Below are 18,763 nucleotides of genomic sequence, written 5' to 3'. Positions count from 1 at the left end.
GTAAATTTCAGATTATTAAGTGCTTTTGTCAGAAAAAGAAAGTGAGGCGCGCAGTTAGATAATAGTTGTAAATTCAACCTTTAAGTGATAAAATAGAGAAATAATACCTCTCTTTTCTTACAATTATTCGCTTTTAAGTGATTTTTTTCTTCGATTTGTTTGGATATAATAAAAAAGCCCTTACCTTTGCAGCACGAAAATAAAGAAAAGAAGATATGAATATGTTACATACATCTATTAACCTAGCAGTCCTGCATATTATTCGCGTCGTGGTGGTCCCATCAAGAGCGTGAGAAAGGTTTTTGTGTTGTATGTGTTCGTACCATAAAAGATAGAATTTAGAGCCTTTCTCACTTGTGTGAGGAAGGCTCTTTAATTAAAAGATAGATTGAAATGAAAAAGCAATTACGCAGTTCGTTTAGTACACAAGGCCGTCGGATGGCGGGAGCCCGTGCATTGTGGGCAGCCAACGGCATGAAGAAGAATCAGATGGGTAAACCCATTATCGCTATCGTCAATTCGTTCACACAGTTTGTCCCGGGGCATGTACACCTACATGAAATCGGTCAGCTGGTGAAGGCAGAGATTGAGAAGCTAGGATGCTTCGCTGCGGAATTCAATACAATAGCTATCGACGACGGTATAGCAATGGGACATGACGGTATGCTTTATTCGCTTCCTTCACGTGACATCATTGCAGACAGCGTAGAATATATGGTCAATGCGCACAAGGCAGATGCAATGGTATGCATCAGCAATTGCGATAAGATCACTCCCGGAATGTTGATGGCGGCTATGCGTCTGAATATCCCTGCCGTATTTGTATCGGGTGGTCCGATGGAAGCGGGAGAATGGAATGGCCAGCACCTGGATTTGATCGATGCGATGATTAAATCGGCCGACGAAAGTGTTAGCGATCAGGAAGTAGCGAATATCGAGCAAAATGCTTGTCCTACTTGCGGATGCTGCTCCGGTATGTTTACCGCCAACTCGATGAACTGCCTGAATGAAGCAATCGGACTGGCTCTTCCCGGCAACGGAACCATTGTAGCGACACACGAAAACCGTACGCAACTTTTCAAAGACGCTGCGGAACTGATCGTGAAAAATGCAAAATTATATTATGAAGAAGGAGACGAAAGTGTACTTCCCCGTAGCATCGCTACCCGTCAGGCTTTCCTGAACGCCATGACGCTGGATATAGCAATGGGGGGATCTACCAATACGGTTCTTCACTTGTTGGCTGTTGCTCACGAAGCAGAGGTAGACTTCAAGATGGATGATATCGACATGCTTTCCCGCAAGGCTCCTTGCCTCTGCAAGGTGGCTCCCAATACACAGAAATATCATATTCAGGATGTAAACCGTGCCGGTGGTATCATTGCCATTATGGACGAACTGGCAAAGGGCGGTTTGATAGATACATCCGTTCGCCGGGTAGACGGAATGTCACTGGCAGAAGCTATTAATGAATATTCAATCACCAGCCCGAATGTGAGCGAAAAAGCAATTAAGAAATATTCGAGCGCAGCCGGAAATAAATTCAATCTCGTACTTGGTTCACAAGGTATGTACTATAAGGAACTGGATAAGGACCGTGCAAACGGATGTATCCGTGACTTGGAACATGCTTACAGTAAAGACGGCGGACTGGCCGTATTGAAAGGCAATATTGCTCAAGACGGTTGTGTAGTAAAAACAGCAGGTGTAGACGAAAGTATCTGGAAGTTTACCGGACCTGCCAAAGTATTTGATTCGCAAGAAGCAGCCTGTGAAGGCATCCTCGGAGGTCGAGTCGTCAGTGGAGACGTCGTCGTCATCACGCACGAAGGTCCGAAGGGTGGTCCCGGTATGCAGGAAATGCTTTATCCTACCTCTTATATAAAATCCCGTCATCTCGGAAAAGAATGTGCTTTGATTACCGACGGACGTTTCAGCGGTGGAACTTCCGGATTGAGTATCGGACATATTTCTCCTGAAGCGGCAGCTGGAGGCAATATCGGAAAAATTGTAGACGGAGACATTATCGAAATCGATATTCCGGCCCGGAAGATTAACGTGCGACTGACGGATGAAGAACTGGCGGCCCGTCCGATGACTCCTGTCACTCGTGACCGTTATGTACCGAAGAGCCTGAAGGCGTATGCCAGCATGGTAAGCTCTGCCGATAAGGGAGCAGTGAGAATTATATAATATAGTTGGTGATAGTTGATAGGTAATAGTTAGCTGCGCAGCACTTAGCGCAATGATTGTAAACCATTCATTTTCAACTGTCATTTCTCAACTATCATTTATCATTTATCAACTATCAACTAATATGAAAGATTTAATAACAGGTGCAGAGGCTTTGATGCGCTCCTTGGAACATCAGGGAGTGACTACCATCTTTGGTTACCCCGGTGGTTCTATTATGCCGGTATTCGATGCCTTGTACGATCATCAAAATATATTGAACCATATCTTGGTTCGTCACGAACAGGGAGCTGCCCATGCCGCACAGGGTTATGCCCGTGTATCGGGTGATGTAGGTGTTTGCCTGGTGACGAGCGGTCCCGGAGCAACCAATACGGTAACAGGCATTGCAGATGCGATGATCGATAGTACGCCTATCGTGGTGATTGCCGGACAGGTAGGAACAGGCTTTCTTGGGACGGATGCTTTTCAGGAAGTTGACTTGGTAGGTATCACCCAGCCAATCACTAAATGGAGTTATCAGATTCGCCGTGCGGAAGATGTAGCCTGGGCGGTAGCACGTGCGTTTTACATTGCTCGTAGTGGTCGTCCGGGGCCGGTGGTACTGGACTTTGCCAAAAATGCGCAAGTAGAGAAAACGAAATACGAACCGACGAAAGTCGATTTTATCCGTAGTTATGTTCCTGTTCCCGATACGGACGAGGAGACTGTACAGGCTGCTGCCGAACTGATTAATAACGCTGAACGTCCGCTTGTATTGGTTGGACAAGGTGTTGAACTGGGAAATGCACAGAGCGAATTGCGCGAGTTTATCGAAAAAGCGGATATGCCTGCGGGTTGTACGCTGCTCGGGCTTTCGGCTTTGCCGACAGAACATCCGTTGAATAAAGGTATGTTGGGTATGCACGGCAATCTGGGACCGAATATCAATACCAATAAATGTGATGTGCTGATTGCTGTCGGTATGCGTTTTGACGACCGTGTGACCGGTAATTTGGCTACTTATGCCAAACAGGCAAAAGTGATTCATTTTGATATCGATCCTGCGGAAGTTAATAAGAATGTAAAGGTAGATGTAGCTGTATTGGGAGATTGCAAGGAAACACTGGCTTCTGTGACGAAACTCCTGAAAAAGAACACTCATACCGAATGGATTGATAGCTTCAAAGAATATGAGAAAGTAGAGGAGGAAAAAGTAATCCGTCCTGAACTTCATCCTGCCACAAACTCGTTGAGTATGGGGGAAGTGGTACGTGCGGTTAGTGATGCTACTCACCATGAAGCTGTTTTGGTAACAGATGTAGGTCAAAATCAGATGATATCTGCACGCTACTTTAAATATACGAAAGAACGCAGTATCATTACTTCTGGAGGACTTGGAACAATGGGCTTCGGGCTTCCCGCAGCTATTGGGGCAACTTTCGGAGCACCGGAACGTACCGTATGCGTATTTATGGGAGATGGCGGACTGCAAATGAATATTCAGGAACTGGGTACGATTATGGAGCAGAAGGCTCCGGTGAAGATTATCTGCCTGAACAATAATTATCTCGGAAACGTACGTCAGTGGCAAGCTATGTTTTTCAACCGTCGCTATTCGTTTACCCCGATGTTGAATCCGGATTATATGAAAGTGGCCTCGGCTTATGATATTCCTTCCAAGCGTGTTTTCACTCGTGAAGAACTGAAGGAAGCTATTGCTGAAATGCTGGCAACGGATGGTCCGTTCCTGCTCGAAGCTTGCGTGGTGGAAGAAGGCAATGTTTTGCCGATGACTCCTCCGGGGGGGTCGGTAAACCAGATGTTGCTGGAGTGCTAGGAGAAGTTGAGAATGGAGAGTTGAGAGTTCGCATTTAAAAAATTGGAGTTATGAGTGATAAAACGTTATATACAATCATTGTTCATTCGGAGAATATAGCTGGATTGCTGAATCAGGTAACTGCTGTATTTACCCGTCGGCAAATAAATATTGAGAGTCTGAATGTATCTGCTTCTTCTATTAAAGGTGTACATAAGTATACAATAACAGCCTGGACTGATAAGGACATCATTGAGAAGGTAGTGAAACAGATCGAAAAGAAGATCGACGTGATTCAGGCACATTATTTCACAGAGGATGAGATTTATTTCCACGAGATTGCATTATATAAGGTGTCTACTCCTGCTTTTCAGGAGAATCCGGAAGCATCCAAGCTGATTCGTAGATACAATGCACGTATAGTGGAAGTCAATCCGGTATTTTCTATTGTCGAGAAAAATGGAATGAGCGAAGATATAACTTCGCTCTATGGTGAACTGAAGGCTTTGAATTGTGTTTTGCAGTTTGTTCGTTCAGGACGTGTAGCGATTACTACCAGCTGTTTTGAACGGGTGAATGAGTTTCTCGATGGACGGGAAGCTATGTATAACCAAAGTAAAAACCAATAAGAATAATGAGTGAAGAAAATAGAATAGGGACTTATCAGTTTGTGGCAGAACCGTTCCATGTTGACTTCAACGGACGTCTGACTATGGGGGTACTGGGAAATCATCTACTGAATTGTGCAGGTTTTCACGCCAATGACCGTGGTTTTGGTATTGCAACGCTGAATGAGGACAATTATACATGGGTGCTTTCACGTCTGGCTATTGAGTTGGATGAAATGCCTTATCAGTATGAGAATTTCTCGGTTCAGACGTGGGTGGAAAATGTCTACCGTTTGTTTACGGACCGTAATTTTGCTATTATTGATAAGGATGGGAAGAAGATTGGCTACGCACGTTCCGTATGGGCAATGATTAATCTTAATACCCGCAAGCCTGCCGACTTGTTGACTTTGCATGGGGGAAGTATCGTAAACTATGTCTGTGATGAGCCTTGTCCGATTGAAAAGCCTTCACGTATCAAAGTGACAAGCGATCAGTCGATAGCTACCCTGACGGCAAAGTACAGTGATATAGATATCAATGGTCATGTAAACAGCATCCGTTACATCGAACATATCCTTGATTTGTTCCCGATTGAATTGTATAAGACCAAACGTATCCGTCGTTTTGAAATGGCGTATGTGGCGGAAAGCTATTTTGGTGATGAACTCTCTTTCTTCTGCGATGAAGTGAATGCAAACGAGTTTCACGTAGAAGTGAAGAAGAATGGCAACGAAGTTGTTTGCCGCTCGAAAGTGATATTTGAATAAATGTGAGAATATAAAATCAATTAATAACAGATGGCGTAAGTCATCAAAAACTAAAAACAAAAAGAAAATGGCACAGTTGAATTTTGGAGGTACTACTGAAACTGTAGTAATCCGTGACGAATTTCCATTGGAAAAAGCTCGTGAAGTATTGAAAAATGAAACAATCGCTGTAATCGGTTATGGCGTACAGGGTCCTGGACAGGCACTGAACTTGCGTGATAACGGTTTCAATGTAATCGTTGGTCAACGTGAAGGAAAAACATACGATAAGGCAGTAGCAGACGGATGGGTTCCGGGTGAAACTTTGTTCGGTATCGAAGAAGCTTGTGAGAGAGGTACTATTGTAATGTGTCTGTTGTCTGACGCAGCAGTAATGTCAGTATGGCCTACTATCAAGCCTTACCTGACTGCTGGAAAAGCTCTTTATTTCTCACACGGTTTTGCTATCACTTGGAACGACCGTACAGGTGTAGTTCCTCCTGCTGATATCGACGTTATCATGGTTGCTCCTAAAGGTTCGGGTACATCTTTGCGTACTATGTTCCTCGAAGGACGCGGCTTGAACTCTTCTTATGCTATCTATCAGGATGCTACAGGCAAGGCTTACGAAAGAACCATCGCACTGGGTATTGGTATCGGTTCCGGTTATCTGTTCGAAACAACTTTCCAACGTGAGGCTACTTCTGACCTGACAGGTGAACGTGGTTCATTGATGGGGGCTATCCAAGGTTTGTTGCTGGCACAGTACGAAGTATTGCGTGAAAACGGTCATAGTCCTTCTGAAGCATTCAATGAAACAGTGGAAGAACTGACACAGTCATTGATGCCGTTGTTCGCAAAGAACGGTATGGACTGGATGTACGCTAACTGCTCTACTACTGCTCAACGTGGTGCTCTCGATTGGATGGGCCCATTCCACGATGCTATCAAACCGGTAGTTGAAAAGTTGTATAACAGTGTGAAGACTGGTAACGAAGCACAGATTTCTATCGACAGTAATTCACAACCTGATTATCGTGAAAAGTTAAACGAGGAGCTCCGTCAATTACGCGAAAGCGAAATGTGGCAGACTGCTGTAACTGTTCGTAAACTTCGTCCGGAGAATAATTAATTAGACCAGATTATACAAGTTTTAAAAGAAGGAGAGGGCTTTTTGCTTTCTCCTTTTTTATTAATAAGATATTTAAAAATGGGTAGGTGAAGCTTGCAGAAACTTTTTTTTGAAAAATATATCAATAATGTGATTAAAATATGCAAGTTTATGTTTATATTTGCACTATCAAATAAAATGAACGAGAAGTATGATGTGTTTTAACTTACCCCAGAGAATGATTAACATTGCTAAATTAGCATGTGTTATCAGTGTTGTTTCTGTTGCTTTCTCAAGCTGTTTACAGAAAGATGTATATGATCCTGCTAATTCAGGAGATAAAGAAGAAGTTACTTTAGATAACTATTTCGACTTTGCCACTACTAAAAATATTCAATTGAATATTGATTATGGAAAGGAATGTCCTAGGGCTTATTTTGAAGTTTATGCTGAAAATCCGCTTTCTTATGTGGCAGAAGGCGGTCAGATTATAAAGAAAGCAGGGGTGTCACACATTGCAACCGGATTTACAGATATACAAGGACGTTATATCAAACCGGCTTCTTTCCCGACAGCAGTTTCAGAAGTTTATATTTATTCTCCGGATTTTGGTGTGCCGACTTTGTATAAAACTAAAGTTGTCGGTTCGGATGTCAGCGCAAAAATAACCTTTGAGAATGCTCTTGATGTTACTCCTGTGGATTCATCAACGAGAAGTGCACAAACAAGGGCTGCGGTGAAATTTATTACAGATGTAATCCCGAACGTATTAGGAACTTGGAATGCAAATTCAGGTAAGCCTGACTATTTGGATGCTTCTAAGAAGATCAACGTGGATGCAACTCTCAAGAGTTATATAACGACATATTTTCCGGAAGGAAAGAATAACGTAGGACCTTTAGTTACTGATAATGCTGATATTCTGATAAAAGAAGATGCAAATGTCGTTATTAACTATTTTGGGGGAGACACAGGGGCGAAAAGTGTATTTGCTTATTATTGCTATCCGAAAGATGCTTCTATTGATAAAATAAGGAAGGCAACAAAGCATGCATGTGTCATATTTCCTAACGCACATGGAAATAGTTTAGGTTATTATAGTGGGGTTGCGGTTAATTTAAAATATATAAATGAGACTGGTAATTTCCCTCAAAAGGACCCGGAACGTATTCCGGCAAATACAAAGATTGGTTTCTTGATATGGAATAATGGCTGGGTAAATGCCAAGGCTAATGGGAATATGTTCTACTCAACCAAATCTTTGAATAGTGACAAAATTTCTCACACTGCAATTTTTGCAGCAAAAAATAAAGCAGGTGATAGAGTGAATGTTATCACTATGGAAGACTGGAAAAACGGTGAAAATGACTATAATGATGTTGCTTTCGTTATCTCTTCTAATCCTATTGCTGCTATTGAAGTTCCGGATGTTCCTAATCCGGGTGATCGACAAGGAACAGAAATGTATTCTGGAGTGCTTGGCTTTGAAGATAACTGGCCGGAACAAGGAGATTATGACTTGAATGATGTAGTCATGAAATATCAGTCAAGCGTTGATTATAATATAGATAATAAGGTTCTTAATATTATTGATAAGTTCACCTTGGCTTGGACGGGAGCTAATTATAAGAACTCGTTTGCTTATGAAGTTCCTTTCGATTTGAGTAAAGCTTCTAAAGTAACGGTTAATGGTAGTGAAGCTTCTTCCTATTCAGGTAATGTGATAACATTATTCAAGGATGCTAAAGCTGAATTGGGAGTATCCAATGTGAATGCGGAGGATATGATTAATCAGAATATTCAAGAGAAGACATATACGGTATCCATACAATTTAATAATCCTACTCTTGATAAATCAGTGGTGGTAGCTCCTTATAATCCTTTTATAAAAGTATTCAACTCTGCCACAGAAGTCCATCTGACAGATCATAAGCCGACGACTGGTGCGAATAATCGTTTCCCTTCCGGAGCTGATATTTCTCGTGGTGATGTAGATGGTACCTATTTCATTTGCAAAGATGGTTTTCCGTTTGCAATTCATGTAGATGCTCGTTTGGACGCTTCTATTTTGAATTTAGATCTTAAAAAGGAGAATCAGCGCATTGATAAAACATATCCTAAATTTGCAGAATGGGCAAAAACGCGCGATCCGCAAATAAAATGGTGGAAATAGTTGGAGTGCATTGGAATAATCGACTATCTTTGAGGGTGAAAAATTAAGAATAGTACTGATGTAAAATATTGTTTGTTTTGTTTGTGTTAAAAAAAGTGTGGTTTCGGGAGAAAGTGTGCTTTGTTAAAAGGAGGATTAAATATTTAATCCTCCTTTTTAATGAATAACATCAATCTTTTATAGAAAGGATGTTTGGTAAGGGTGGAGGCATCTCCTAATATAACAAGCTTCATTCGTGCCCTTGTAATCGCTACATTCATTCTTCGCAAATCATTCAGGAATCCAATCTGTCCATCCTCGTTGGCACGTACAAGACTGATGAAAATGACATCTCGCTCCTGTCCCTGAAAACCGTCTACCGTGTTTACGGTGATGAGGCTGCGGAAAGGACGTAAAAAGCTGCTCCCTTTGATCTTTCCCCTCAAATATTGCACTTGCGCCTTGTAGGGTGAAATCAGACCGAAATCAATTCTTTCATCCAGTATCCGTTCTTTGCCGATACGTTCGATGTAAGTTTTCAGTTCTTGCAGTAGTAGGTTGGCTTCCTGCTTATTGATGCGTCCGAAACTTTCGCCTACAAAGTCTTCGTGAAAGTCCATCTCTGAAGTGTCGATCCAGTTCATGGGAGTGTCGAAATCAAGAATCCCCCGATAGCGTACTTCCGGAGCAGCTTCCAGTTCTCCATGATAAAACCAGTCAGAGGGAAACTGCATGATGGCTTCATGCATTCTGTACTGTACTTTTAATAGAGAGACCGCGGAAGGTTTTTGCTGAACTACTTTTTCCATTAATGTATGATCCAATCCTCCACAGGAGGCTTCTATACATTTGATAGTCGGCGGAAGTTGACAATGATCTCCTGCAAGGATGACCCGGTCTGCTTTGCGGATAGCGATCCAGCAGGCAGCTTCGAGGGCTTGTGCAGCTTCGTCAATGAATAAAGTCGAAAAACGACGTCCGTTGAGCAGGCGGTGGTTGCTGCTGACTAGGGTAGAAGCAATCACGCGGGCACTGTCGAAAAGATCGGCATTGATTTGTATTTCCAACTCCGTGGCGCGGTCGCGGAGACGACTCATGCGATTACGCATTCCTTCCCGTTCAGAATAACTACCCCGGCGCATCCGGCTACCCATTTCGCGGATAGATTTACGGATTCCCCAAAGCTCCGGATAGGCAGGATGACTTTCGAACCGGCGTTCGTAGGTGGATGAAAGCATTTTGTCGTTGACTCGGGTTGGATTTCCAATGCGGAGCACGGGTACTCCCCGGTCTACCAGTTTCTCACAAATCCAGTCGACAGCCGTGTTGCTTTGCGCACAAACAAGCACTTGTGGTTCCCGGTGCAATGTTTCGTAAATCGCTTCGACAAGAGTCGTTGTCTTTCCGGTTCCCGGAGGACCGTGAACAATAGATACATCACGCGTACATAGCACCTTGTTGACTGCTGTTTCCTGTGTACTGTTCAGCCATGGGAAGCGGACAGGATATAATTCGCGGAATCCCGGCTTTTGGGTACCCAACAAAATGTCGCGCAGTTCCGCCAGGCGGTTGTCTTTGGCGCGTATCGTGTCTTCCAGTGCCTCGAACATGGCCCGGTACGATGTTTCGTCAAAATAAAGTTGTACTCCCAGTATACCGTCAGTTTGCAGTTCCGCTAAAGCTCCCGCTCCGGGGAGTACAACGACCATTCGTTCTTCGTCGGCAAAGCTGACAGTAGCGATGAAATTCATGTACTTCACTTTTCCTTCGAATGACTGGTGGAAAAAGCAAACAGGACGGCCGAACTCAAAGGAATGCTCTATTTCTTTATTTTCGGTCCGTGTAATATCTATTACAAGCTGATTCAGCGAATTGTAGTAACTTCGACCAAGAGAGACAGGATACCAGCAGAGACCGCGCTTCACTTTACGGGCAACGCCCATTGTTTCGGTCTGCCGCTTAAATTCTTCCTTCTCATATTCATACTCCATCCGCAGGAGGAGTTGCTGTTGCTGAAGGTCTATAATGGGACTTTTCGGATTATTACTCATAATAGGCGCAAAGGTAACAAATCTTCGTTCCGGGTAGAAAAAATATTTCATTTTGTTAAACATTACTCGAACGTCGTTCGTTATTTTAATAGATAGACTAAAAAAACAAAAAGCAATATGGTATATGATGTGACTATGTTAGAAGCTTTCTACGCTGCTTATAAAGGAAAGGTAGAACACGTACGGGCTATACTGAAACGCCCTTTGACGTTGGCCGAGAAAATTTTGTATGCTCATCTGTATGATGTAGCCGATTTGAAAGATTACAAACGGGGGGAGGATTATGTGAATTTCCGTCCCGACCGTGTGGCTATGCAGGATGCAACTGCGCAGATGGCTTTGCTTCAATTTATGAATGCAGGTAAGGATCAGGTGGCTGTGCCTTCGACAGTACATTGCGATCATTTGATACAGGCGTATAAAGGTGCAAAGGCGGATATTGCTACGGCAAGACTGACTAATGAAGAAGTATACGACTTCCTCCGTGATGTATCTTCCCGTTATGGCATCGGCTTCTGGAAACCGGGAGCAGGAATTATCCATCAGGTGGTGCTCGAAAACTATGCTTTCCCCGGCGGTATGATGGTGGGAACAGACTCTCATACGCCTAATGCAGGCGGACTGGGCATGGTGGCTATCGGTGTTGGTGGTGCGGATGCCGTGGATGTGATGACAGGAATGGAATGGGAGCTGAAAATGCCGAAGATTATCGGTGTCCGTCTGACCGGAAAACTAAGCGGTTGGACCTCTCCGAAAGATGTAATCCTGAAATTGGCCGGCATCCTTACCGTAAAAGGAGGAACGAATGCTATTATCGAATATTTTGGTCCCGGAACTGAATCCCTTTCTGCTACCGGGAAAGCTACCATTTGCAATATGGGTGCCGAAGTTGGAGCTACTACCTCTTTGTTCCCCTTTGACGGACGCATGGCTACTTATTTGAGAGCTACCGGAAGAGATTGTGTAGTCGATTGGGCTGAATCTGTTGGTGCAGACCTTCGTGCAGACGACATTGTGACCAACGAACCATCCAACTATTACGACCGTGTAATTGAAATAGACTTGTCAGAACTCGAACCTTATATAAACGGGCCATTTACACCGGATGCCGCTACTCCTATCTCTGAATTTGCAGAAAAAGTGTTATTGAACGGCTATCCCCGTAAAATGGAGGTGGGCTTGATAGGTTCATGTACCAATTCTTCTTATCAGGATTTGAGCCGTGCAGCTTCTTTGGCAAAGCAGGTGACAGAAAAGAATTTGAGCGTTGCTTCTCCGCTGATCGTCAATCCGGGTTCGGAGCAAATCCGGGCTACTGCCGAAAGAGACGGTATGATTGAGGCTTTTGAACGGCTGGGAGCCACGATTATGGCAAATGCTTGTGGACCTTGTATCGGTCAGTGGAAACGTGAGACGGACGATCCGACACGGAAAAACTCAATCGTCACCTCTTTTAACCGTAATTTTGCCAAACGTGCTGACGGTAATCCCAACACCTATGCGTTTGTAGCTTCTCCGGAACTAACGATGGCGTTAACGATAGCCGGTGATCTCTGTTTCAACCCGTTGAAAGACAGATTGGTGAATCATAACGGAGAAAAAGTGAAACTCTCCGAGCCTGTAGGAGATGAACTTCCTTTGAAAGGTTTTGAACAGGGAAATGAGGGATATATTGCCCCCCACGGAGCAAAAACGGAAATCAGGGTAAAACCGGATTCCCAACGTCTCCAGCTTCTGACTCCTTTCCCGGCATGGGACGGACAGGACTTGCTGAACATGCCTTTATTGATTAAAGCACAGGGAAAATGTACTACCGACCATATCTCTATGGCAGGTCCGTGGCTCCGCTTCCGTGGACATTTGGAGAATATTTCCGACAATATGCTGATGGGAGCTGTCAATGTTTTCAATGGTGAAACGAACCGTGTTTGGAATCGTTCGACAAATACTTATGGAACAGTTTCCGGTACGGCAAAGATGTATAAGTCCGAAGGTATTCCGTCTATTGTTGTTGCCGAAGAGAATTATGGAGAAGGTTCCAGCCGTGAACATGCAGCCATGGAACCACGCTTCCTCAATGTACGTGTCATTTTGGCTAAGAGTTTTGCCCGTATCCACGAAACAAACCTGAAAAAACAAGGAATGCTTGCTCTTACTTTTGTAGATAAAGCAGACTATGATAAAATTCGGGAACACGATCTTCTGTCCGTATCAGGCTTAGTCCATTTCGCACCGGGGCGCAATCTGACGATTATTCTTCATCACGAAGACGGAACGAAAGAAAGTTTTGAAGTGCAACATACCTATAATGAACAGCAGATAGCCTGGTTTCGTGCCGGTTCTGCCTTAAATGCAAGATAAAAAATGAGCAAAATAACCATGCAAACAGATGGTACGTTGTTGGTACCCGATGTGCCTACCGTACCTTATATTACCGGCGATGGAGTAGGAGCCGAAGTGACTCCTGCCATGCAAGCCGTAGTGGATGCAGCTATCCGGAAAGCATATAGTGGCAAACGTCGGATCGAATGGAAAGAAGTGTTGGCGGGAGAACGTGCCTTCAACGCGACTGGTTCCTGGTTGCCGGATGAAACAATGGAAACTTTTCAGGAATACCTGGTAGGAATCAAAGGTCCGTTGACAACTCCTGTCGGAGGTGGAATCCGTTCGTTGAACGTAGCACTGCGTCAGACACTTGATTTATACGTCTGTCTTCGTCCGGTTCGTTGGTATCAGGGAGTACAGTCGCCTGTCAAATCACCGGAGAAAGTGAACATGTGTGTGTTCCGTGAAAATACGGAAGATATTTATGCAGGTATCGAATGGGAAGCCGGAACTCCGGAAGCTGAAAAGTTCTATCAATTCCTGAAAGACGAAATGGGCGTGACAAAAGTCCGTTTCCCGGAAACCTCTTCTTTCGGTGTGAAACCTGTATCACGTGAGGGCACGGAGCGTCTTGTGCGTGCTGCCTGCCAGTATGCGCTCGACCATCATTTGCCTTCCGTAACGCTGGTGCATAAAGGGAATATCATGAAGTTTACCGAAGGTGGTTTCAAAAAATGGGGCTACGAACTGGCGCAACGTGAATTTGGCGATGCTTTGGCAGATGGCAGACTGGTGATAAAAGATTGCATTGCGGATGCTTTCTTACAAAATACACTCCTGATTCCCGAAGAATATTCCGTGATAGCCACCTTAAACCTCAACGGAGACTACGTTTCCGACCAACTGGCGGCCATGGTAGGCGGTATCGGCATTGCTCCGGGAGCAAATATCAACTACCAGACAGGTCATGCCATCTTTGAAGCGACTCACGGAACAGCTCCCAATATTGCGGGAAAAGATGTAGTGAACCCTTGTTCTATAATCCTTTCGGCAGTAATGATGCTCGAATATTTTGACTGGAAAGAAGCGGCTGCTCTGATAGAGAAAGCCTTGGAACAAAGCTTCCTGGACGCTCGTGCTACACACGATTTAGCCCGTTTTATGCCGAATGGAACCTCCCTCTCTACTTCCGCTTTCACTCGTGAGATCGTGGAAAGAATTGAAAAACAAAAGTAACGAATAAAAAACGAAGAAAGATGAAAAAAGAGTACTTGATTTACAAGCTTTCCGAGGAAATGAAGGAAGCTACCCGGATTGATACAGAATTGTTCTCCAAGTTTGATGTGAAGCGCGGATTGCGTAATGAAGACGGCACAGGTGTATTGGTAGGTTTAACCAGAATCGGTAATGTAGTAGGATATGAACGTGTTCCGGGTGGTGGGTTGAAACCCATACCGGGAAAACTGTTCTATCGCGGTTATGATGTAGAAGATATTTCTCACGCTATAATCAAAGAGAAACGCTTTGGCTTCGAAGAAGTGGCTTACCTATTGCTTTCCGGACGTCTGCCGGATAAAGAAGAATTGCTTTCTTTTCGTGAGTTGATTAACGACAATATGCCGTTGGAACAGAAAACGAAAATGAACATCATCGAGTTGGAAGGAAACAACATCATGAATATTCTTTCTCGCAGTGTATTGGAAATGTATCGTTTTGACGCAAATGCGGATGATACCTCCCGGGATAACCTGATGCGTCAGAGTATTGAACTGATTTCAAAGTTCCCCACTATCATCGCTTATGCTTATAATATGCTTCGTCATGCTACTTTCGGACGTTCTCTGCATATCCGCCATCCGCAGGAAAAGCTCTCTATTGCCGAGAATTTCCTGTATATGCTGAAAAAAGACTATACCGAACTGGATGCACGCACCCTCGACCTATTGCTGATTCTTCAGGCAGAGCACGGTGGTGGTAATAACTCCACTTTCACCGTTCGCGTAACTTCTTCTACCGGAACAGATACTTATTCGGCCATCGCCGCAGGTATCGGTTCGCTGAAAGGCCCGCTTCATGGAGGTGCCAATATTCAGGTAGCCGACATGTTCCAGCACCTGAAGGAAAATATCAAAGACTGGACAAGTGTAGATGAGATAGACACTTACTACACCCGAATGTTGAACAAAGAAGTGTATAACAAAACCGGATTGATCTATGGTATCGGACATGCCGTTTATACCATCTCCGACCCTCGTGCTCTTCTATTGAAAGAACTGGCTCGCGACCTTGCCCGTGAAAAAGGCAGAGAAAGCGAATTTGCTTTTCTTGAACTGTTGGAAGAACGTGCCATCGCTACTTTCGGACGGGTTAAAAACAACGGAAAGACAGTGTCCAGCAATATCGACTTCTATTCGGGCTTCGTGTATGAAATGATCGGTTTGCCGCAGGAAATCTTCACCCCATTGTTTGCCATGGCACGTATCGTAGGCTGGTGTGCACACCGCAATGAAGAATTGACCTTCGATGGTAAACGGATTATCCGTCCGGCTTATAAAAATGTACTTGATGATTTGGCTTATATCCCAATTAAGAAACGCTGATAAGAACAAATCCTTTTATTGAATAGATAAGTAATCCCGGATGTGTGCCCGATCATTTCAGAAGCGCATCCGGGAAATTTTACATTTTCTCCTTTTTTATGTTCGTAAAAGAATGTACTTCAGATTCTTTCTATTTTTTGTATCGTCGTTTATCTCATTTTTGTTATTTTTGCGTGTTACAAAATAGATCGGTATGAGTATAGATACTTTTAATCTGTTTCTGGGGGTGATGAGCCTGATTGCTTTGTTTGTTTTTATCGCCCTTTACTTTGTGAAAGCCGGATATGGTATTTTCCGCACAGCATCGTGGGGCGTAGCTATCTCCAATAAACTAGCCTGGATATTGATGGAAGCTCCGGTTTTCGTGGTGATGTGCGTGATGTGGATCTATTCCGAACGTCGGTTCGAGCCGGTGATTTTCACTTTCTTCCTCTTCTTTCAAATTCACTATTTTCAGCGTGCTTTCATCTTCCCTTTACTATTGAAAGGGAAAAGTAAGATGCCGCTGGCAATCATGTCGATGGGAGTTCTTTTTAATTTGCTGAATGGCTATATGCAAGGAAAATGGATTTTCTATCTTGCTCCCGAAACGATGTATCAAGCCGGTTGGTTCACTTCACCGTGGTTTATTATAGGCACACTGCTCTTTTTCGCAGGTATGCTGTTGAACTGGCAGTCGGATTATATCATCCGTCATTTGCGCAAACCGGGAGACACCCGGCATTATCTGCCTCAAAAAGGAATGTACCGTTATGTCACTTCCGCCAACTATTTCGGCGAGATAGTAGAATGGGCAGGTTGGGCGATACTCACTTGTTCACTTTCCGGCCTGGTCTTCCTTTGGTGGACGATTGCTAACCTTGTTCCCCGTGCCAACGCCATTTGGTGCCGTTACCGCGAAGAATTCGGAGACGCAGTGGGAGAACGGAAACGAGTGTTCCCTTTTCTTTATTAGGGGCGCTTTTCATCACGACTTACGTATGACTTAAATAAAATATCAACTACTATGGAATCTAAACTTTTTAGCCCGGTCACCTTTGGCCCTTTGACGCTGCGGAATCGAACGATTCGTTCGGCAGCTTTTGAGAGCATGTGTCCGGAGAATACTCCCACGCAGATGTTGCTGGATTACCATCGGTCGGTAGCTGCGGGGGGAGTGGGTATGACAACAGTGGCTTATGCTGCCGTGACACAAAGCGGACTTTCTTTCGACCGTCAGTTGTGGTTGCGTCCGTCCATTATTCCCCGTTTACACGAATTGACAAAAGCTGTGCACGATGAAGGTGCCGCAGTAGGTATACAAATCGGGCATTGTGGAAATATGTCCCATAAAAATATATGTGGTGTCACTCCTATATCCGCATCTTCAGGCTTCAATCTCTATTCTCCTACGTTTGTGCGTGGAATGGAAAAAGAGGAGTTGCCGGAAATGGCGAAAGCGTATGGAAATGCAGTCAATCTGGCGAGGAAAGCCGGGTTCGACGCCGTTGAAGTACATGCGGGGCACGGCTATTTGATTAGTCAATTCCTGTCTCCCTACACCAATCACCGGAAAGATGAATATGGCGGTTCGCTCGAAAACCGGATGCGTTTTATGGATATGGTGATGGAAGAAGTGATGAAAGCGGCGGGCAATGATATGGCAGTTTTCGTAAAAATGAATATGCGCGACGGCTTCAAAGGAGGAATGGAGATAGACGAATCCATACAAGTGGCCAAACGTCTGTTGGAACTTGGCGCTCATGGATTGGTGTTGAGTGGTGGTTTTGTCAGTAAAGCGCCGATGTATGTAATGAGAGGTGCCATGCCGATTCGTTCGATGTCTTACTATATGAATTGTTGGTGGCTGAAATACGGAGTCCGTATGTTTGGCAAATGGATGATACCCTCTGTACCCTTCAAAGAGGCCTATTTCCTTGAAGATGCACTGAAGTTCCGTGCGGCTCTTCCGGATGCGCCGTTGATTTATGTCGGTGGTCTTGTTTCCCGTCAGAAAATAGATGAAGTGCTCGATTCCGGTTTTGATGCCGTGCAGATGGCGAGAGCGTTACTCAACGAACCGGGATTCGTGAACCGGATGAAACAGGAGGAACAAGCACGCTGCAACTGTGGACACAGTAATTATTGCATAGGACGTATGTATACGATAGAAATGGCTTGTCATCAACATTTGAAAGAACAAATCCCTTCCTCTTTACAAAAGGAGATTGATAAACTGGAGAAAAAATGAGTGAAATGAAATGGGCAATCATCACCGGTGCGGACGGAGGAATGGGAACAGAAATAACACGTGCCGTAGCCAAAGCCGGTTATCGAATCATAATGGCTTGTTATCATCCGAAGAAAGCGGAGGTTGTTCGTGAACGTTTGAGCAAGGAAACCGGAAACCCGGATTTAGAGGTTATGGCTATTGACTTATCTTCCATGCAATCCGTAGTTGCTTTTGCCAGTCAGATCTTAGAAAGGAATCTTCCCATCTCTTTGTTGATGAATAATGCCGGAACGATGGAGACAGGTTTTCATACTACTTCCGAAGGATTCGAACGAACGGTAAGTGTGAATTATATGGGACCTTATCTGCTTACCCGGATATTAATTCCGTTGATGGTGCGTGGAGCGCGTATCGTAAATATGGTTTCCTGTACATACGCAATCGGCAAGCTCGACTTCCCAGATTTCTTTCATAGAGGGAAAACGGGAACGTTTTGGCGGATTCCTGTTTACAGTAACACGAAGTTGGCTTTATTATTGTTTACTTTCGAACTTTCCGAGCAACTTCGAGAGAAGGGAATTACCGTCAATGCTGCCGATCCGGGAATTGTTTCTACTGATATCATCACTATGCACAAGTGGTTCGATCCGTTGACGGATATTTTTTTCCGTCCTTTTATCCGTAAACCCAAGAAAGGGGCTTCTACGGCAATCGGTTTACTGTTGGACGAGAAGGAAGCCGGTGTGACAGGACAACTGTATGTCAATAACCACCGGAAAAACTTGTCTGATAAATACACGAATCATGTGCAAAAAGAGCAGTTGTGGGAGGTAACGGAACGTGCGTTGGCGAGTTGGCTGAAGTAGGGTTTCTTTTCTTTTTTTATTTAAATTATCCAGTATTTACTTATATATAGGTATTGTACATATCTATATACCTCATTTTTGTTGTCTTATTTTTACCA

The 18,763-nt window shown here is 44.0% G+C and carries 13 protein-coding genes; 12 read left to right on the top strand and 1 reads right to left on the bottom strand.

Going from position 1 to position 18,763, the window contains the following annotated elements:
- Positions 1–393 precede the first annotated feature (393 nt).
- The 6 genes from ilvD to Bovatus_RS10325 all read left to right on the top strand — a co-directional run bounded on the left by ilvD (position 394) and on the right by Bovatus_RS10325 (position 8,632).
- The gene (gene ilvD / locus Bovatus_RS10350; RefSeq protein WP_004312414.1) at positions 394–2,193 is read left to right on the top strand and encodes a dihydroxy-acid dehydratase; all 1,800 of its coding nucleotides are present in this window, start codon (positions 394–396) and stop codon (positions 2,191–2,193) included.
- 124 nt (positions 2,194–2,317) lie between these two features.
- On the top strand, positions 2,318–4,012 hold the full coding sequence (ilvB, locus tag Bovatus_RS10345) for a biosynthetic-type acetolactate synthase large subunit (protein WP_004299475.1): 1,695 nt from the start codon (positions 2,318–2,320) through the stop codon (positions 4,010–4,012).
- 50 nt (positions 4,013–4,062) lie between these two features.
- Complete coding sequence (gene ilvN, locus Bovatus_RS10340) at positions 4,063–4,620, top strand: acetolactate synthase small subunit (RefSeq protein WP_004299476.1); 558 nt, start codon at positions 4,063–4,065, stop codon at positions 4,618–4,620.
- Between the two features lie 5 nt (positions 4,621–4,625).
- Positions 4,626–5,369 carry an acyl-[acyl-carrier-protein] thioesterase gene (locus Bovatus_RS10335; RefSeq protein WP_004299477.1) on the top strand — a complete coding sequence of 248 codons (744 nt, stop codon included), beginning with the start codon at positions 4,626–4,628 and terminating at the stop codon, positions 5,367–5,369.
- Positions 5,370–5,436: 67 nt separating this feature from the next.
- On the top strand, positions 5,437–6,480 hold the full coding sequence (gene ilvC, locus Bovatus_RS10330) for a ketol-acid reductoisomerase (protein ID WP_004321861.1): 1,044 nt from the start codon (positions 5,437–5,439) through the stop codon (positions 6,478–6,480).
- Between the two features lie 190 nt (positions 6,481–6,670).
- The gene (locus Bovatus_RS10325) at positions 6,671–8,632 is read left to right on the top strand and encodes an LruC domain-containing protein (RefSeq protein WP_052587952.1); all 1,962 of its coding nucleotides are present in this window, start codon (positions 6,671–6,673) and stop codon (positions 8,630–8,632) included.
- A 143-nt stretch (positions 8,633–8,775) separates the two neighbouring features.
- On the opposite strand, the gene Bovatus_RS10320 is transcribed toward Bovatus_RS10325, so the two are convergent.
- Positions 8,776–10,713 (bottom strand): AAA domain-containing protein, encoded by a 1,938-nt coding sequence (locus Bovatus_RS10320; protein ID WP_052587959.1) that lies wholly within the window; start codon positions 10,711–10,713, stop codon positions 8,776–8,778.
- A gap of 66 nt (positions 10,714–10,779) precedes the next feature.
- Between Bovatus_RS10320 and Bovatus_RS10315 the strand changes: the two genes are divergently transcribed.
- From Bovatus_RS10315 to Bovatus_RS10290, 6 genes are all read left to right on the top strand, one after another.
- A complete protein-coding gene (locus Bovatus_RS10315) occupies positions 10,780–13,023 on the top strand; it encodes an aconitate hydratase (RefSeq protein ID WP_004299483.1) in 2,244 nt (747 codons plus the stop codon).
- A 3-nt stretch (positions 13,024–13,026) separates the two neighbouring features.
- Positions 13,027–14,223, top strand: coding sequence for an NADP-dependent isocitrate dehydrogenase (gene icd, locus Bovatus_RS10310; RefSeq protein ID WP_004299484.1), 1,197 nt, complete (start codon positions 13,027–13,029; stop codon positions 14,221–14,223).
- Between the two features lie 20 nt (positions 14,224–14,243).
- Positions 14,244–15,587 (top strand): citrate/2-methylcitrate synthase, encoded by a 1,344-nt coding sequence (locus Bovatus_RS10305; RefSeq protein ID WP_004299485.1) that lies wholly within the window; start codon positions 14,244–14,246, stop codon positions 15,585–15,587.
- Positions 15,588–15,780: 193 nt separating this feature from the next.
- The gene (locus tag Bovatus_RS10300; RefSeq protein ID WP_004299486.1) at positions 15,781–16,542 is read left to right on the top strand and encodes a DUF1295 domain-containing protein; all 762 of its coding nucleotides are present in this window, start codon (positions 15,781–15,783) and stop codon (positions 16,540–16,542) included.
- A gap of 51 nt (positions 16,543–16,593) precedes the next feature.
- A complete protein-coding gene (locus Bovatus_RS10295; protein WP_004299487.1) occupies positions 16,594–17,817 on the top strand; it encodes an NADH:flavin oxidoreductase in 1,224 nt (407 codons plus the stop codon).
- The gene (locus Bovatus_RS10290) at positions 17,814–18,665 is read left to right on the top strand and encodes an SDR family oxidoreductase (RefSeq protein ID WP_004299488.1); all 852 of its coding nucleotides are present in this window, start codon (positions 17,814–17,816) and stop codon (positions 18,663–18,665) included. The genes Bovatus_RS10295 and Bovatus_RS10290 overlap by 4 nt, the downstream gene beginning before the upstream one ends.
- The last annotated feature ends 98 nt before the right edge of the window (positions 18,666–18,763 follow it).

The organism is Bacteroides ovatus, from assembly GCF_001314995.1.
Taxonomy (GTDB): Bacteria; Bacteroidota; Bacteroidia; order Bacteroidales; family Bacteroidaceae; genus Bacteroides; species Bacteroides ovatus.
Note: the sequence above shows the minus strand (reverse complement) of the source record. Positions and strands in the feature narration are given on the sequence as shown.

Excerpts from the sequence above, each read along its gene's own strand:
- icd (WP_004299484.1), top strand. The coding sequence starts at position 13,027 with ATGAGCAAAATAACCATGCAAACAGATGGTACGTTGTTGGTACCCGAT.
- Bovatus_RS10320 (WP_052587959.1), bottom strand. The coding sequence starts at position 10,713 with ATGAAATATTTTTTCTACCCGGAACGAAGATTTGTTACCTTTGCGCCT.
- Bovatus_RS10315 (WP_004299483.1), top strand. The coding sequence starts at position 10,780 with ATGGTATATGATGTGACTATGTTAGAAGCTTTCTACGCTGCTTATAAA.
- ilvN (WP_004299476.1), top strand. The coding sequence starts at position 4,063 with ATGAGTGATAAAACGTTATATACAATCATTGTTCATTCGGAGAATATA.
- Bovatus_RS10325 (WP_052587952.1), top strand. The coding sequence starts at position 6,671 with ATGATGTGTTTTAACTTACCCCAGAGAATGATTAACATTGCTAAATTA.
- ilvD (WP_004312414.1), top strand. The coding sequence starts at position 394 with ATGAAAAAGCAATTACGCAGTTCGTTTAGTACACAAGGCCGTCGGATG.
- Bovatus_RS10290 (WP_004299488.1), top strand. The coding sequence starts at position 17,814 with ATGAGTGAAATGAAATGGGCAATCATCACCGGTGCGGACGGAGGAATG.
- Bovatus_RS10295 (WP_004299487.1), top strand. The coding sequence starts at position 16,594 with ATGGAATCTAAACTTTTTAGCCCGGTCACCTTTGGCCCTTTGACGCTG.
- ilvC (WP_004321861.1), top strand. The coding sequence starts at position 5,437 with ATGGCACAGTTGAATTTTGGAGGTACTACTGAAACTGTAGTAATCCGT.
- Bovatus_RS10305 (WP_004299485.1), top strand. The coding sequence starts at position 14,244 with ATGAAAAAAGAGTACTTGATTTACAAGCTTTCCGAGGAAATGAAGGAA.
- Bovatus_RS10335 (WP_004299477.1), top strand. The coding sequence starts at position 4,626 with ATGAGTGAAGAAAATAGAATAGGGACTTATCAGTTTGTGGCAGAACCG.
- ilvB (WP_004299475.1), top strand. The coding sequence starts at position 2,318 with ATGAAAGATTTAATAACAGGTGCAGAGGCTTTGATGCGCTCCTTGGAA.
- Bovatus_RS10300 (WP_004299486.1), top strand. The coding sequence starts at position 15,781 with ATGAGTATAGATACTTTTAATCTGTTTCTGGGGGTGATGAGCCTGATT.